This is a genomic window from Paenibacillus sp. 01T424, assembly GCF_056398745.1.
Genome location: NZ_JBFTPZ010000007.1, coordinates 158,791 through 174,046, shown reverse-complemented (window position 1 = coordinate 174,046; position 15,256 = coordinate 158,791). Strand labels below are relative to the sequence as shown.

Annotated in this window: 14 protein-coding genes and 1 rRNA gene; 4 read left to right on the top strand and 11 right to left on the bottom strand. The window is 43.4% G+C overall.

Features of this window, described 5'->3' with window-relative positions; translation table 11 throughout:
- Both AC1DPK_RS08855 and AC1DPK_RS08850 read right to left on the bottom strand, forming a co-directional pair.
- A 16S ribosomal RNA gene (locus AC1DPK_RS08855) occupies positions 1-132 on the bottom strand; the annotation flags it as partial.
- Between the two features lie 234 nt (positions 133-366).
- A complete protein-coding gene (locus tag AC1DPK_RS08850) occupies positions 367-1,314 on the bottom strand; it encodes a helix-turn-helix transcriptional regulator (RefSeq protein WP_477510047.1) in 948 nt (315 codons plus the stop codon).
- A 120-nt stretch (positions 1,315-1,434) separates the two neighbouring features.
- On the opposite strand from AC1DPK_RS08850, the gene AC1DPK_RS08845 reads away from it, so the two are divergent.
- A complete protein-coding gene (locus AC1DPK_RS08845; RefSeq protein WP_477510046.1) occupies positions 1,435-1,926 on the top strand; it encodes a DinB family protein in 492 nt (163 codons plus the stop codon).
- Positions 1,927-2,039: 113 nt separating this feature from the next.
- Here the strand turns inward: AC1DPK_RS08845 and AC1DPK_RS08840 are convergent, their stop codons facing one another.
- Positions 2,040-4,958 carry a family 78 glycoside hydrolase catalytic domain gene (locus AC1DPK_RS08840; protein ID WP_477510045.1) on the bottom strand — a complete coding sequence of 973 codons (2,919 nt, stop codon included), beginning with the start codon at positions 4,956-4,958 and terminating at the stop codon, positions 2,040-2,042.
- A gap of 144 nt (positions 4,959-5,102) precedes the next feature.
- Between AC1DPK_RS08840 and AC1DPK_RS08835 the strand changes: the two genes are divergently transcribed.
- On the top strand, positions 5,103-5,987 hold the full coding sequence (locus AC1DPK_RS08835) for a helix-turn-helix domain-containing protein (RefSeq protein ID WP_477510044.1): 885 nt from the start codon (positions 5,103-5,105) through the stop codon (positions 5,985-5,987).
- 14 nt (positions 5,988-6,001) lie between these two features.
- Here AC1DPK_RS08835 and AC1DPK_RS08830 read toward each other — a convergent pair whose 3' ends face one another.
- From AC1DPK_RS08830 to AC1DPK_RS08815, 4 genes are read right to left on the bottom strand one after another with little or no spacing between them, the layout of a single operon-like run.
- Positions 6,002-6,769 carry a spermidine synthase gene (locus AC1DPK_RS08830; RefSeq protein WP_477510054.1) on the bottom strand — a complete coding sequence of 256 codons (768 nt, stop codon included), beginning with the start codon at positions 6,767-6,769 and terminating at the stop codon, positions 6,002-6,004.
- A gap of 17 nt (positions 6,770-6,786) precedes the next feature.
- On the bottom strand, positions 6,787-7,242 hold the full coding sequence (locus AC1DPK_RS08825; RefSeq protein WP_477510043.1) for a GNAT family N-acetyltransferase: 456 nt from the start codon (positions 7,240-7,242) through the stop codon (positions 6,787-6,789).
- Between the two features lie 37 nt (positions 7,243-7,279).
- Positions 7,280-8,179, bottom strand: a complete 900-nt coding sequence (locus tag AC1DPK_RS08820; RefSeq protein ID WP_477510042.1) for a copper amine oxidase N-terminal domain-containing protein — start codon at positions 8,177-8,179, stop codon at positions 7,280-7,282.
- Positions 8,180-8,200: 21 nt separating this feature from the next.
- Entirely contained in the window at positions 8,201-9,241 is a 1,041-nt protein-coding gene (locus AC1DPK_RS08815; RefSeq protein WP_477510041.1) for a YhfM domain-containing protein, read from the bottom strand.
- Positions 9,242-9,376: 135 nt separating this feature from the next.
- Between AC1DPK_RS08815 and AC1DPK_RS08810 the strand changes: the two genes are divergently transcribed.
- A complete protein-coding gene (locus AC1DPK_RS08810) occupies positions 9,377-10,045 on the top strand; it encodes an AlkZ-related protein (RefSeq protein WP_430060693.1) in 669 nt (222 codons plus the stop codon).
- 332 nt (positions 10,046-10,377) lie between these two features.
- Here the strand turns inward: AC1DPK_RS08810 and AC1DPK_RS08805 are convergent, their stop codons facing one another.
- Positions 10,378-10,578 carry a DUF2197 domain-containing protein gene (locus AC1DPK_RS08805; protein WP_441884278.1) on the bottom strand — a complete coding sequence of 67 codons (201 nt, stop codon included), beginning with the start codon at positions 10,576-10,578 and terminating at the stop codon, positions 10,378-10,380.
- Positions 10,579-10,832: 254 nt separating this feature from the next.
- Between AC1DPK_RS08805 and AC1DPK_RS08800 the strand changes: the two genes are divergently transcribed.
- Positions 10,833-11,609 carry a class I SAM-dependent methyltransferase gene (locus AC1DPK_RS08800; protein ID WP_477510040.1) on the top strand — a complete coding sequence of 259 codons (777 nt, stop codon included), beginning with the start codon at positions 10,833-10,835 and terminating at the stop codon, positions 11,607-11,609.
- A gap of 64 nt (positions 11,610-11,673) precedes the next feature.
- On the opposite strand, the gene AC1DPK_RS08795 is transcribed toward AC1DPK_RS08800, so the two are convergent.
- The 3 genes from AC1DPK_RS08795 to AC1DPK_RS08785 form a co-directional block, all read right to left on the bottom strand.
- Complete coding sequence (locus AC1DPK_RS08795) at positions 11,674-13,431, bottom strand: methyl-accepting chemotaxis protein (protein WP_477510039.1); 1,758 nt, start codon at positions 13,429-13,431, stop codon at positions 11,674-11,676.
- Between the two features lie 129 nt (positions 13,432-13,560).
- On the bottom strand, positions 13,561-14,367 hold the full coding sequence (locus tag AC1DPK_RS08790) for an AAC(3) family N-acetyltransferase (protein ID WP_477510038.1): 807 nt from the start codon (positions 14,365-14,367) through the stop codon (positions 13,561-13,563).
- 68 nt (positions 14,368-14,435) lie between these two features.
- Positions 14,436-15,113: a hypothetical protein gene (locus tag AC1DPK_RS08785; protein WP_477510037.1), complete on the bottom strand. Its 678-nt coding sequence runs from the start codon at positions 15,111-15,113 to the stop codon at positions 14,436-14,438.
- Positions 15,114-15,256 lie beyond the last annotated feature (143 nt).

Here is a 15,256-nt window from a genome sequence, read left to right as displayed (position 1 = left end):
GTTACCCACGTGTTACTCACCCGTCCGCCGCTAAGYATCAGAGGTGCAAGCACCTCATCAACTCCGCTCGACTTGCATGTATTAGGCACGCCGCCAGCGTTCGTCCTGAGCCAGGATCAAACTCTCCAAATTGGTGTTTGACTTGCTCATTACTTTTATCGCTATATTTGCTCATCCCGAAGGATTTGCAAGGCAGTTATTACTCGTTGTTCAGTTTTCAAAGAGCAAACTTTTCTATCGTTTGTCTTGCTTGTTTTTCTTTTGTTCCGGTGTGTTTCTTGGCCGGAATAAGAATATACCATGTACTCGCCTACTAATGCAAGTGTTTTTTGAAATTAATTTTATTTTGTTGTTTATCCTTTAACTTCACGCATATTTAGCCATGACTTCAGTTAATATCTTTTTCATGCGATCTATTAGTTCAACCGGTTCCTTAACTGTTGCTTCATTACCTAAACCCATAAAAAACTTCGAATAAAACGAAAGATCAACCTTTCGAATATCGCCATCTATCCAGCCTGTACCATCTTCGCGAATATTCAGCTTGGGCAGCGGCCATAGCTCAGACTCGCAGCGCTGCAAGCCTTCTCTGCTTAATTCAACGTAAAGATTAACATATGTCTCCTGCGTCTGAAAAACCTCATCGCTATTCCCAAGGTTTACATGCCGCAAATCCAGCGCTTCCAAATCAGATGTATCCTCTACAGCGGAGTGAATTCGATCACAACGGAACAACCGCAATTCAGCACGAAGAAAACAGTAAGCGGAACAGTACCATAATCCGTTGCTTGCATATATGCCAATCGGTTGTATTTGACGGCTTGACCGACCTTCTCGTGATTCATATTCGATAACCAACACTTTTTGGTGAATAGCCCCTTCAAGCAAGATCGATAAATAAGGGGATTTCATTTGCCGAGCAGGCGTGAAAAAATCAACACGATTTTTCATTTGATCAATACGATCCCGCACATCACCAGGCATGTAATAATAGAACTTGCTGAGTGCCGAGGATGATTCAGGTTCAAAGGGAAGATATAAATAGTGCCTCAAAGCATGGCTGGCAAAAAATATCGCAACAGCCTCTTCTTCCGTAAAAGCAATCGGAGGCAATATCCTTTCTTTTAATACCTGATACCCGCCATGCGGCCCTACCTCCGAATACAACGGAACGCCCAGCTCACTCAGCTCTTGCAAATCCCTCAATATCGTTCTTGTCGACACTTCAAACTCAACCGCGAGTTCTTTGACGTTGAACTTACGTTTTCTATTAACAGTCATCATCAATTCAATGAGCCGTTTCGATTTTGACATATTGATTCTCCATTCATTTCTTAATTATGACAACTACTGTCACTATTATAAGCTACAATCAGTATTAAGCCCACTAAGGGTGACAACAATACTATAATTAAGAAGAATGGAGTGAAGGCAATGCAATCTCAAACTATTAATGAAGTAAAAGGATTACTGCTGGAGGAATTGGAGCATATCGCGAAAACCTCTTCCAATTTGATTCGCAAAATCTCAACCGATCATTGGTCATACAGACCGCATGACAATATGAGGACGCTGCTGGAGCTTGTCCAACATATCGTATCTATTCCTTCGGTTGATCTGCTCATTCTTCAGGAGAACGATGAAACCGTCATCCGCAAGCTTGAAGCGGATATAGCTGCCGATCAAGACCACGAGAAACTAATTGCTTGGCTCACGACTGGTTTGCATGAAGTCAGAGCTTATATGGAAAGTCTTCCGGATGAGGATTTCCTGCACAAGAAAACAAAACCATTTTATCTAGAACACGGTTCGGTACAGGCAAAATGGCTGATTGAGATTACGACCCATATTCAGCATCATCGGGCGCAGATGTTTACATATTTGAAGATACAAGGCTATGAAGTCAACATGTTCGATCTATACTAAAATAATTCAAATGCATTTTACCGCTCCTATAAAAAAAGCTCTCAACTGTCTACTGACAGCGAGAGCTTTTTTGCATCTTCATTCCATTGAGCGTAATTCAACCGATACTTCTGCTAAAAGATTTTTTTCTCCCGAACGATACCTTCGTATCCTTCTGGTATTTTAACATTCACTTTTACCGATGCCGGGGATTGAATGGAAACCTCAATGATTTTCTCATCGATCACTTTCCACGATACATCGATTTGCCCTGCATCGGAGAGAGGAACGCTGCCCTTCGCCCAAGTAAGACCGCAAGGATTAGGACTAATTTCGACCTCCGTCCAGCCCATTGCTGTACTGCGAATGCCAAGCACCTCGCGTCCAAGGAAATAAGCTGGCGCTGCCGACCAAGCATGACAATGACTTCTAGTCAGCATATTCGGATTCGCTCTATTTTCCGAGAAGTTCGGATACATCTCCCAGCAAGTTGTCGCGTMATGCTCGATCATTTGCCCGTAATTGCGACGGATGTCTTCAACAATCGTAGAATACTGTCCCGATGCTGACAATGCTTCATAATAGAAGAAAGACATGAATGGACTGCCGATTTGAACAAAATGGGAAGGCGATTCCAGCAAATACTTCTCCATAATGCTTCTACGTTCTCCTTGCGCAACGTCTGTCAAATAAGCGACCACCTGTGTTTGCACGGAGAAGATGTCTGATCTGCGTCCATCCACATGGATACAATCCAAGTAGGCAGACTGTTCCTCGGACCACAAATACTGATTAATCGCCGCTTGAAGATCATCGGCTGCTGCCGCAAAACGTGAGCGCCCTTCCTCATCACCGGAAAAACCAGCCATCTCAGAGGCAACTCGCAGCGTCTTCACTAAGAAGCAGTTCTGATGTGTGACAATGCCATCGTTAGGCTGATCAATCGGCGACCAGTCGAGCAGGTTCCAGCCCTTAATAGCGAGCAATCCATCCTCATTGATTTCCTTCAAATAATGCTCTAGCGTAAAACGGATATGCGGATACATCTCTTGGGCAAAATGAAGATCTGCTGTTTGCTCAACATATTCACGGCATGCAATAGCCCAGAAAAAGGTCCAGTTCGGAATAACGCTGCTCCAGCCGCTCGGAACCTGATTTACGTATAAAGGCGTTTGATCCTTCGATCCCGGTACAAGACGCAAGCATCGTTTAACCATATCATTTACGCCGAATAAGTAGTTGCTAACCAGTGCTTCATTGCGGCTATCCCCCACCCAGAAAACTTGCTCATAAGCTGGGCAATCCACAAAAGTATCTTCCATGCATAGCTTCGTCGTATGGCGGCTAATCTCCCATATGTCGTTCAATAAAGGATCTGAGCTTTGGAATCTGCCAATCTCTGCTACTGGATAATGGCTTGCTATATAATGAACATTTTGTATTTTGACCGGCGTATTCGCATTTCGGACAGTCAGCATCAAGTATCGCAAGCCTCTGCGAATTGGAGAGACATGAGTCTGTCTCCCTTCTTTACATACATAGCGCACAGTATTGTCCAGTCCAAACGTATCTTGGCGATAATCCTCTGTCATATACTCAAATCCGTAAAAGTCTAAAATAGCACCCGCTTCTGCCTCAACCTCAAATGACAGATAACCCGTAAGCTCCTTGCCGAAATCAATAATAATTTCTGTATCTAGACCTGGATACATCGGAATAACTCCCGGCGATGCGTTCGGAATAACAAGATTTTGCAAAGCCACCGGAATAACATGTGGAGTGCTTTCCTTCTTCCAGACAGAGAGACCGAATACATCTACTTCACTTACTAGACTCTCATTAATAGAACGAATATATGGAGAATAGGCATCCAAATCTTGAATGGAAGATACCTTATCTATTACTTGCTTATAATACGCATCCTCAAAATCAATCTGTCTCGATTCCTGATGATCCAAATATACGGTACTGTCAAAAGGACCAATGCTAATAAAAGCTGATGCACCTACTGACTGTTGCTCAGAAGCTAGCGGTGATCGAACCTCAATCGGAACTTCACTGTAGATGCCCAGGTGCAGCTGACCTGTATGCATGCTTCCACTCACATCAATTAAGAGTAAATGTTCGCCTTTTTGAATTGTCACTTCTGCATAACGTTCAGGGAGCACTCCTGTGAACTGATCCGAATCCAGCTTCACCCCATTAATTGAGACTGCTCTTACGCACTCACTCGCAAATGGGAACCCGAGTATAATATCCGCGTCTTCTTGGACAGAGAGAATGGTAGCCGCATAACCCGTGAAGCCGACAACATTTGCATGGTCCTCACTGCCTTCAACCATTTGATTGCGAATATCAATTGACGTAGAGAAGCTAAAGGACTTAACGCTGCTCAGAGATAAAATGCGGGAAGGATAAACAGGGTACTCTGCTAACAGCGGAATGTCCCGCTCTATTAGCGTCTTCCACGGTCCAGTGCCAACAACGCCTAGTAACGCTGCTTTCTCCCAAGCATCACCACTACCCGTGGCTGTAGTCCAATCGCTGTCCCATGAACCAGCATCAACATACTCAGAATAGCCTTGCTGACAAGACATTCGAGGCGTACGTGTATGATAGCCTTCATGAATAGCTGTGCTCCAAGTATCATCTGATTCAAGCAGCGTTTGCGTTCCCTCTTCACTGCTCCTATCCAACTGCACAAGCAGCCCGCCGCGGCCTCTTAAATAGTAAAAGGTCGTTACGCCAAAATGATGTACGAGCACCGCAATCGTATTTGACTGCCCAGGCACCAGCAGATGGCCAATATCGTACACATCATAAAATTGCTCAACGGTCCATGAACGTACAGGGCCGCGTCCTACCTGCTTGCCATTAATATAAAGAACATAGCGAGAATCCGCACTAATTCGCAGTGTTGTTTGAGTATTTTGGTCAAAATCATCCGATGATGGTGCAACATCAAAGCTCTTTTTGAAGCAGCGCCATTCATTGCGAGGGCTTTCAGCTTCTCCGCCCCAAATCCAATTCGCTTTCCAATCCCAATCCATCATGTTATTCCGCCCCTTCTAAGCGAGTAATCGTAGGTTTGCACGTGCATTCTACCTCTAATTATAGTAAAATCATGCTACTCAATTACCCCTGTTTCGGACATTTATTCCCTGAAAAACGACATCGGATGAAAGGAATGAAAGCTGATGACAAGCAAGCATACGCTGCTTTACGAGAGCGAGCAATATTTTCAAAAGAGTAAATTCATCTTCGTAAACCGCGCCGAGGAAGACTTTGATCTGCCGCTGCACAATCATGTTTTCATTGAGCTTGCTTATGTAGCTGAAGGCAAGGGCTTTCATCATATAGGGGATGACGTCGTCCCCGTTTATAAAGGGATGTTATTTATTCTGCCGCCTGGCATTCCGCATGTCTTTCGTCCTTCAACACCTTCACGCAACAGCTCACCATTAATTGTATATAATTGCGTCTTCATGCCCTCGCTCCTTCAATCTCAGAAAGACTGGATTGGCGATCAGGAGATCGTTGATTTTCTGGAAACCTGTTTTAATGATGCATCCACTTTCCACTCCTTGTTCGACTCGGATAGTGTTATTGAAGATTTATTTCGCAGCCTGCTGCGTGAATATGAGCTCCCGCGGAGTGGGTCATCGGCTTATTTGCTAACGCTGCTAGTGCAGCTGTTTCTATCCGTCTATCGATTAATGAAGGACGCTAAGGAGCTATTATTAGAAGAGAATTCTTCCGCCCGCTTCCATCATGTGCTGAACTACATTGAGCAGCACGCTCATGAGAATGTAACCATCAGCCAGCTTGCAAATCGCTGCGAGTGGAGCGAGCGGCATTTCAGCCGAGTGTTCAAGCAGCATACCGGACAAACCTTCCTGCATTACTTGCAGCATCTGCGCATAAAAAAAAGCTGCGAGCTCCTTAGGAACTCCCAGCTAAAAATTAGCAGCATTGCGGAAGAGGTCGGCTGCAAAAATATCGATGCATTCCTCACCCATTTCAAACGAATTGTCGGCATGACGCCGCGCGAATATCGAAAAATCATACGTGACAACAAATGATCCGTATAGTCGGTTCATCCTTTTCGTTTGTCCGCGATGCGATGCCCTTCTTCTAATTCTATTTCGAGGAAACCAGCCATTTCCCGTGATTGAAAGCTGAGCGTTTTGTTACTACCGACGATGATCATATTACGAGTATCGGCTAAATCTTCTGCAGGCAGAGAGAAGGCTTTCGTATACGGATAGACCTCTTTCAGCGTTGAATAAATTGAATTAATTAATTTATCGTTTCTGACTTTTCCGAAGAGATTCATAATCATCGAACCGATTGCGTTCAGCTTCTCTTTCGTTAACTCAAAAAATTCCAATGTCGTTAAATGATACGGTGTCCCCTCTTTCGTGAAGGCGTCCAAAATAATATAATCAAAGCCGCCGGACGCCTGATTTTCAAGGATCTGCCGCCCATCTCCAATTACAACATTGTCCTCGCTATAGCTAAAATAAGTTCTGCTCAGCTCAACTACCTTCTCACTGATTTCCGCTATCACAAATCGTTTATCGGAATAGTGTCCGGCGATGGTTCCAATTCCATGACCAATCATAAAAACATTTTCGAACGATTGATCGTTATTTTCCATCAGATGCATGATCGCACGCGGATACTCCATGACGACTCGCTTCGGATCCTTCAAATCTATCGCCCCTTGAATCGCATGATCAGAGAACTGCAAGAAGCGATATTTTCCGATCTCCCCAAATAATTGATTGGCTTCATAGACGGTAATCTCTTGAGAGCCGCTAAGCTCCTTGGCTAACTGATACAAATCATCAAACTCCTTCAGTACGTGCGAGAGCAGAGTTAATTTAATGTTTTTTGGAAGGAGGTGAGCGATAGCCGTTCTTCCACTTTAATAACTCCCGTTTCAACATATCCGCTTTGCTTGTAAAGGTTAACCGCAGGAGCGTTTTTAGATCCCGTTGATACGACGATCACATTTCCGCTGACTCCAACGCTTTCGATGTGTTGAAGCAGCTGCTTCGCGATTCCTTTTCTAAAATGGTCAGGGTGGATAATGAGCCGATGAATGTCTATGATGTTATTATCAATCATGATGGCGATGGCTCCGCACAGTTCATTATTAATATAATAACCATAGAAGGTCTCCCCGCAATTACGCAGCGTATCTACGGTGTCTTTTAATGGCGGTATCTCATAAAAATCAATGAGCTCTGCTTCCACCCTATAGGATGGAAGCTGTATACGCAATACTTCCTCTGCTATGGCAGCATCTGTGATGTCTATTTTTCTAATCAATGTTAATTCCTCTCTAATTCCTTATAGAATCCTTTAATTATTTAATATCTGTTCGTACTTCTCCCTCAATTGGTAAAATGACGACATTAGCAAATTCTTTATTCGTATAACGATCGATAGAGCCTAGTTCCGTCTTCTTTCCGTTGCTGTCAATTGTCCCATAATTCAGCCAATCCGCCATAAAGTTATCTAAGAAATAGACGGAATCGCCAAACGGCTTTGGTTCCTTGCCCGCTTCTCCGTTTTTCCCCAATAGATCCTTTTGCCATTTTACTTCACTAATACCGCTATCGTTGATTTCATAATACGTGATTAAACCTCTATATTCCAAGGTATAACGGAGTGCCTCCCCTTGAGGGAAAGTATACACGAAAGTGAAGCCTTCACCATATGGTGCAATATCCATCCCATTGTCAACTCCAGGAGTATGAATCGCTAGCTTTCGCGCTTCTGTAAGATCGCCATTTCTCAGCGTTTTAAACCGCTCTTCACCCGACGGTGTTCTTACAATAATCTGTTTCCCTGTGCTGTCGCTTCCTACTGTTCCGCCAAGTGTTTCCGTAACAAAACGAACTGGAACGTAAGTACGTCCTTTCTTTACGGTAACTGGGGCATCTAAGGGAACTTTTTTCCCATTTACATCAGCTGATTTTAGTCCGTCCTTTAATCGAACAGTCAATTTCCGAGCTGGATTTTGAATCACAATCGTCTTGGTAGCCGTTTCGTAGGAATATTTGAGTTTTTCAGGATCATTAAAGGCTGTGAGCTGCACCATTGTTCTGCCGTTCACGTTGAGCACATCATCTTGGAGCCTGCCATCGATGAACATTTTAATGGTTGCCTTGGGTGCAGATGCCGCCATCGTTGCAGAACCCGCACTAAGTACACCCGCTATTGTTAGTGCAGCTGTCGTTGCTTTTATCCATTTTTTCATCATTAAAACCTCCTGCGAATTTTATTATTGTTGCGATTCCACTTCGCCAACTTTAAAAGCGCCATCCTCCCATTTGTAAACAAAAGTGAGCAGTGGTAGACCGTGTTTCGAGACCACTTCTTCGATGGCATCTCCGTCTACATCCACTTCTTTCGCATGACCCGTGTCTACGAGCAGGAATGGAATAGGTTTACCATCTTTCATTTCAAAATAGTTGTGTATCGGTGCATTTGCCCCAAAGACACCGTCGATTCGAATAAGCGACTTACCATAAAGCTCTAGCTCTTTGACCGATAGAAGCTCATCATTGTTTTGTGAGTGCATGCCTCCGACTGCCCCAAGCTCATAAAGACCAGCTTCAGATTCGAAAGCACCATACACTTGCTCAACGTCGCCCGACTTCGAATAAATACTAATTTTTCCGCCACTAATGTTCTGTTCTTTAATAAGCTGCTCCATTTGAAAGTGATCTACCTTCGCAACCTTCTGATCGTTTTGAACCTTCTCATAGGCAAGCGGCATAACGAACTCACTCTGCTCAGTGAGCTGTGAGTCCTCTTGAATGATTTGGAGTAATTCATTCGTCGCTTCCTTTGTTAATGTAAAGCCTTTATGTGTATCTTTCACATCCATAATAACGCCCTGTTTAGAACTCTCGTTTATCCAAAGGTTGAAGGTGTTTTTCACGATTGGCTGTTTCACCGTAATCGTAAAGATCGGTTTCGACATATTTAAAATCCCTTGCATTTGTACTGCCGTATTTATAGCGCTGACAAAAGCCTCCAGCCTCCTTTGATCCGTGTACACTGACTCAACAGACTTGGCACCCGCTGCTCTGGAAATAGATATTTCTTTCGCATCTGTGATGTTAAATGAAGGACTAGTCTTCTTATCCAATAACCCTGTTAGTTTAGCTTGAACCCGTTGCTGCTCCTGTACATTTGTTGCTTTTGGGCCAACACTTTCGGCTGCACAACCAGCAAGAAGCAGCACCGTAATGACAGCTGAAACGAATGTTCCTTTCACTTTTTCGCCAGTCCTTTCATGAGCAAAAAGCTGTTCCATTTTAACCTCTTCTATAGTGACGCCAGATACTGTAAAAAAGTTACTTTTTTAAATCAAATTTAATAAGTCGATGTATGGAAGGATTAGACAGGAGAAAACTAGAATAAAGGAGTAAACGTTATAAGGAGTGTATATATGAGCATTACTACTTATCCAGAGTTCGTAAAGCTAGTCAGTCAATATAAGATATTTCCATTCTCTGACCTTATCCCTGAGCATCCGTCCCTCACTGCCGTGGTTCCTAGTGACAGCTGGCATACAGAAACTGAGTTTGATCCGTGGATATGGCGGGTTAAAATCGTAAAGGATGAGCATGCGGCATATGGCAAGTTTTTTGGCAGCAAACTAACCTTTATTCACGTTGACTTGTTTCCTCATATCCCGTTCTTGTTATCCCAAGGAAAAAGCGTTGAGGAACGTTATAGCAGCGGGCTTATGTCCCAAGAAGCCAGAAATATTTATCATATTATTAAGGAAGCAGGCAATATCGACTCACGCAATTTACGTAAGGAAAGCCGGCTGACTGCTAAAGAGCAGAAGAAAGACTACGATCGGGCGCTTGTTGATCTTCAAAACTTTGCTGACATTGTGATTACCGGGGCACAGGAAGCTGACTTCGATGGCGGTTGGAGCAGCATGTGCTTTGAAAGCTCAGATCACTGGCTTCAAACCACACTTGGTAAAGAGGCTGTTGCTCACGATAATCTAGCAGAGACCAGAGCTATCGTCAAAGCAGAGCTGAGCGATGTTTGTACGGAGAAAGCTCTTAAATATTTGGATAAAAAGCTTCATCTCAATAAATAAATACGATGTGGCTCGTTGATTACCTCGACTGTGCTTAGGTTCCGTCCTAACGGACATATAAGCCTTTATTTCTCAAAATAAAGGCTAATTTGCTTTCTAACGGACATAGGATCCTCTATTTGCCCAAAATGACCCCAAATTCATTCGGATATCATGAAATAAGAGATCCTATGTCCGTTAGATCGAGAAAAAGTACGATTTACGGCAAATAAGGTCTCTCCTGTCCGTTACCGAGTGTCGTGTGTAGGTTCTATGGTTGGGTTTTGTGTTTTGGTTTTGTGGGTGGGTTTTGTGGGTCGGTTTTGTAGTTGTTCATCATAAAGCATAGACAATTAAGTTATTAATTTGTCATACCCTTTGGGATCAAGGCCTTCTGGCTTAATCTCGCTCATAGCACTGGCTTCTTTTGTTGTTTTGGAATGACATGACTGACAAATATAATACTTCGTTTGTTTTTCAATGAGCCTTCGATATTGAGGATCACTGTGATTAATATCAAATGGTTTTCTGCACAACATACAGTTTACATGCATTCCATAATCACCCTCTCATAGACCAACATTCATTAATAGTATAAATGAACCCGTTGTAAATGAGAATTTAGAAATATCTTTTTTCTGGAAATATTGACCTATATTTACCCATTGCCTATACTTATAATAACTTTACAAGAAAGCGAGTGGTTATCATGCAAAAACTACATTCCGGTACGTTCATTATTAAGGTGCGTAAGGGATAATCATTACAATCCCTTCCGTAAACATCTAATTATCGGAGGGAATTACGTATGTCGTTTAGTTATTATGGAGAACTTTGTACAGTGGTCTATGATTTATCCAAGAAAACAGGTCAATCTATCGGTGGCGATTTAGAATATTACCAAGATCGACTGAAAGATTGCAAGGGTCGTATTCTCGAAGCAATGGCCGGTTCTGGTCGTGTTCTCGTTCCGCTTCTAGAAGCAGGGCTGCAAGTCGATGGCGTTGATTATTCAGCGGAAATGCTCGCATCCTGCCGTCAACGCTGTGAGGAACGCGGGCTCGTTACTGAGCTGTATGAGTCAAATTTGCAACAGCTTGATTTGCCTCATCGCTATGAAGCAATCATTATCCCAGGCGGTTCATTCCTATTAATAGAGAACCGAGACGAATCACTTCTGGCTCTAAAAAATTTGTATAATCATCTTGAGCCAGGGGGACGTATCATACTTGACCTGTTTCTGCCTGACAACAATTTCAGTTGTGGGCAATACAGCGGTACGTCGACATTCAACCTGCCGGATGGAGACATCATCACCATGGAAGACAAGCTTGTTGAAGCCGACTTATACAATCAATATAAGATTTCATATATTAAATATGAAAAATGGCACAACGGCGCTCTTATCCAAACTGAGCTGCAGCGATTTGCCTTACGTTGGTACGGTGTCGAAGAGTTTAAGCTTATTTTAGAAAACATTGGTTTTTCCGATGTAATTGTGTCAGCTGATTACAACTATGGCCAAGCACCATCAAACGGCAAACAAAATTATGTATATGAAGCGATTAAGCCCATAGAAGCTTAAGTAATAAGTTAATATGCAAATAAAAAATAGGCTGCCAGCATTGGCAGCCTTTTACTTGCTTAAATCAAACATTTACCTGAGCAATGGCTTGTCTCATATCCTTCGTATTAGAGCTTAACACCACAGACACATCATGTACTTGCTTCATCATGTCCAGCTGCTGTGCAGTCAGCATTTGAATTTGCTCCGTTTGATCCGATACATCTCTTGCGATATGCGCAATACTGCTCACTGTAGCGGCTACCTCCTCAGAACCAGCTGTTAACTGCTCCGTCGTCACCGATACCTCCATAATTTGCTCGCTCACAAGTCGGAACGATTCAACAGCATGCAAGAAAGATTCGGCTGCTTCACCCGATAAAGAAACTCCGTCTTCAATATCTCTTGAGGCTTTCTCCATCTCTTCGCTAATTTTCCCTGATTCTATTTCAATATTGCCAAGCAGCAATGAAATTTGCTGTACGGAGGAAGCAGAAGCTTCCGCTAGTTTGCTTACCTCTTTCGCTACAACCATAAAGCCTGTTCCATGCTCACCAGCCCTCGCTGCTTCAATCGATGCATTTAGTGCTAGGAGCTTGGTCTGGGAAGCAAAATCGCGAACGGAGCCAATGACATGACCGATTTCACCTGTATAGCTCTGCAATTGCCTTGCAATATGCAGTGTCTGACCGGCAGAAGCCGAAATATTTTTAATTTGTGTGTTCAGTTGTATCATCGCTTGCTCGCCCGATTGTGCGATTTCTAGTGACTGTACCGCTGCACTCGAAACGGTGGATGAAGATTCCGCAATCTTAACGATTCCCTGCGCAATTTCCTCCATCGCAAGTGCGCTGTCGTCTGCACTTTTTTTCTGGGCATGTGCACCCTCGAAAATATGCTGAACTGAACCATTCATCGCCTCGCCCATTTGCAGCATATGATCAGCACTGCTTGCAAAGGATTGTGTTGATGAAACGAGCTGCTCAGACGTCTTTTCTACATTGACAACTACTCCTCGAACTCGCTCATTCAAATGCTCGGACATCGTAAGCATCGCCTTGTATACCGTACCTATTTCATCAACAGATTTGACTGGCTTTGCTCGCAAAATCGCATTCGCCTCCACCAGATCACCTAAAGCCATCTTCTCAGCACTGGCAGTTACCGTCTCCAGAGGCTGAAGCGAACGACGGACAAACCAGATGATCGCCCCGATTAAAACAAGCGTGATGACTAGCATCATGATATAGAGTGGGATGCTTTCCTTTATGACACTCTTAGCCAGCTGTTGGAATACAGCGGCATCCGTATCAATGCCAATTGCTCCAACCACTGCGCCACTGTCATCTTTCAAAGGTACATAGGCAGACAAGTAAGAACCATATACCGGGTTTTCAATTAGTGGAGAGCTTGCGTTTCTTCCAGCAAAAATATGTTCAACCGCCGAAGCCGGCATATCTGTTACTTCATTAATAGGGGAAGCTGAGCTATCATCTTTAGGCAAACCGTCAATCATAATTCTCGGTTCACGATTTTCATCAAAACGAACAAAATAGACGTATCTTGCGCCAATTTGCGAACGGAAATAGCTGAGCTCTTGGCGAATTGACCAGTATAGCTCTGTTTCCTCAGGCTGCTTGAGAAATTCCGTAAATTCCCCCGACTCAAGCGTGGCCGCATAGCTCTCTGCAATTCGAATATTGTAGCTGTTAATCGCCTCTTCAACTGCAGAATTGGTTTGCACTACTTGTGTTCCTATGTAGCCTCCCGCGATCAATATCATAACTACGGTCATAGCGCATAAAACACGGACAATCAGATGCTTTTTCAATAGCGTTATCATTCGTTCGCTTCCCCTCTGTTCGCTCACTAGCAAGTTATTGCTCTTGAAAGCTTTGCCTGATGAATATGGTTATATTTCTCATCATACCACCGTATTTCGACATTGGGGAAAAATATTACAAAAGGGAAACTAGCGGCCTCTATTAGCTTCCATCCATTTTACTCCGTAATCAACTAAAGCTTTAACTGGCATGAGCAGCGCGTCCGCATTACCGACCTTTCCTCTGCTAACATGATCTGTTTCTTTCTCAAAACACTCGCCTAAATGATTAAAATCATCCGTATCAAAATCAACGTCGCGCAGCGCAACCCATTTTTTCTCTCCGTCTACAAGCATCGGTGCTTTATTAATCGTTTCTGCTTTATTTGCATACTCAGCCCGATACTCCGCTAGATGAAGAGTAGTGTTTTTATTATGACCAACGCCCAGCAGAAGCACCCAGCCCTCCAAGTCATAAAGCCTCGCTAACGGAGACTGTTCACTCAGACTGTATTCCAAGCTATGATTTGCAGTTATCCTATCCTTCTGGGAGCCCCACGCTGCAAAAGAAACCTGTGGATGATTGCTTCGAACGACGCCATTTTGTTTTCTAAAACATTCATTTATAACTCCCATGTCTAAGCAAGGAGTCAGGTCTGCTTCAAAAGCAGGCATTGTATCTCTGATCGGCTGCCACCATGATTCCTTCACTGGCGGGTATCGCCAAATTTCAGGATCAGACAAATCAGGCGTATGCGTTGGCATAACAAGTGTACCTTCGCTTGTCAGACATGACTCTATCGCCAAAATTACCGCAGTCGGCCCGCCGGATACAAAACCGCCAAGCGCCTTCATCGAGGTATGCATCATAACCGTCATTCCAGGTTGTACGCCGAGCTTAATCAAATCCGATTTCAACGTTTCCGATGTTAATAAATCCCCTTGTATTTCTTCCATTTTGAGCCCCACCTTAATATGCTTTATCTTTTATCTCATTAAATAAAATCTTTGGCTGATGCGCAACTCTATTTAGTTTTCAAAAAAGTTACTGCATCCTCCAGACGATCTGTTTTTAGCGCTAGCTTCTCAGTATTGAATACTAAAATGACTGGAAATTGCTCGATATTAAACATCTTCTTTATATCTAGCACGTCGTTTGGATTGTACGCCATCATGCTGTAGCCACCATTAAGCATGATGCTTGCTTCTTTCTCGATGTCATTAATATCAAAAGGCTCTCCCTTACCATCCTCGTATATAACTGTCGTTCGGTAGCTGCCTTTTTTGCTTGCCAACAAGCCTGCTCTCTTAAAAAGCTGCTCATTGGACATCGATAAAACAATGAGCTCATCCGGCGTATCCGTAATCTTCTCCGTACGCGAGGGATTGATCTGAACCATCTGTCCTTGCTTCAAGTCCTCCCATTTCAGCTTATCGCCTGCTTCATTGTTTATTTTGGTGCTTGGAAGCACGAGGGCTTCATATTCTACGCCCCAATCTTCTATAGCTGGACCCGGCTCATCGCGCTTCGTCCACTCAGAAATATCGAATTCAATTTTTTTCTCTTGCTCGTTCAAACCGTTAATAAAACCAATCATTTGGTCATCACGGTAATGACCATACGGCTTACTGCTGCAGCCAGCCAGGAGCATCCCTACTGTCAAAAATAAGATGAGGCCTGCACTCGTCCATCGTTTCATCATCCCCCCCCCCTTTCAACTAATAACGAGCACCACGATTTAAATGTTCCGGTATTTTACAATTCACTAACAGTGCATGCCTATCCTTTAATGCTAGCGATCTACAATTTATTATTAATTTCAAAACATTCCTCGAACATTCGAAA

Excerpts from the sequence above, each read along its gene's own strand:
- AC1DPK_RS08835 (WP_477510044.1), top strand. The coding sequence starts at position 5,103 with ATGACAAGCAAGCATACGCTGCTTTACGAGAGCGAGCAATATTTTCAA.
- AC1DPK_RS08785 (WP_477510037.1), bottom strand. The coding sequence starts at position 15,113 with ATGATGAAACGATGGACGAGTGCAGGCCTCATCTTATTTTTGACAGTA.
- AC1DPK_RS08845 (WP_477510046.1), top strand. The coding sequence starts at position 1,435 with ATGCAATCTCAAACTATTAATGAAGTAAAAGGATTACTGCTGGAGGAA.
- AC1DPK_RS08820 (WP_477510042.1), bottom strand. The coding sequence starts at position 8,179 with ATGATGAAAAAATGGATAAAAGCAACGACAGCTGCACTAACAATAGCG.
- AC1DPK_RS08790 (WP_477510038.1), bottom strand. The coding sequence starts at position 14,367 with ATGGAAGAAATACAAGGGGATTTATTAACATCGGAAACGTTGAAATCG.
- AC1DPK_RS08800 (WP_477510040.1), top strand. The coding sequence starts at position 10,833 with ATGTCGTTTAGTTATTATGGAGAACTTTGTACAGTGGTCTATGATTTA.
- AC1DPK_RS08815 (WP_477510041.1), bottom strand. The coding sequence starts at position 9,241 with ATGGAACAGCTTTTTGCTCATGAAAGGACTGGCGAAAAAGTGAAAGGA.
- AC1DPK_RS08795 (WP_477510039.1), bottom strand. The coding sequence starts at position 13,431 with ATGATAACGCTATTGAAAAAGCATCTGATTGTCCGTGTTTTATGCGCT.
- AC1DPK_RS08805 (WP_441884278.1), bottom strand. The coding sequence starts at position 10,578 with ATGCATGTAAACTGTATGTTGTGCAGAAAACCATTTGATATTAATCAC.
- AC1DPK_RS08850 (WP_477510047.1), bottom strand. The coding sequence starts at position 1,314 with ATGTCAAAATCGAAACGGCTCATTGAATTGATGATGACTGTTAATAGA.
- AC1DPK_RS08810 (WP_430060693.1), top strand. The coding sequence starts at position 9,377 with ATGAGCATTACTACTTATCCAGAGTTCGTAAAGCTAGTCAGTCAATAT.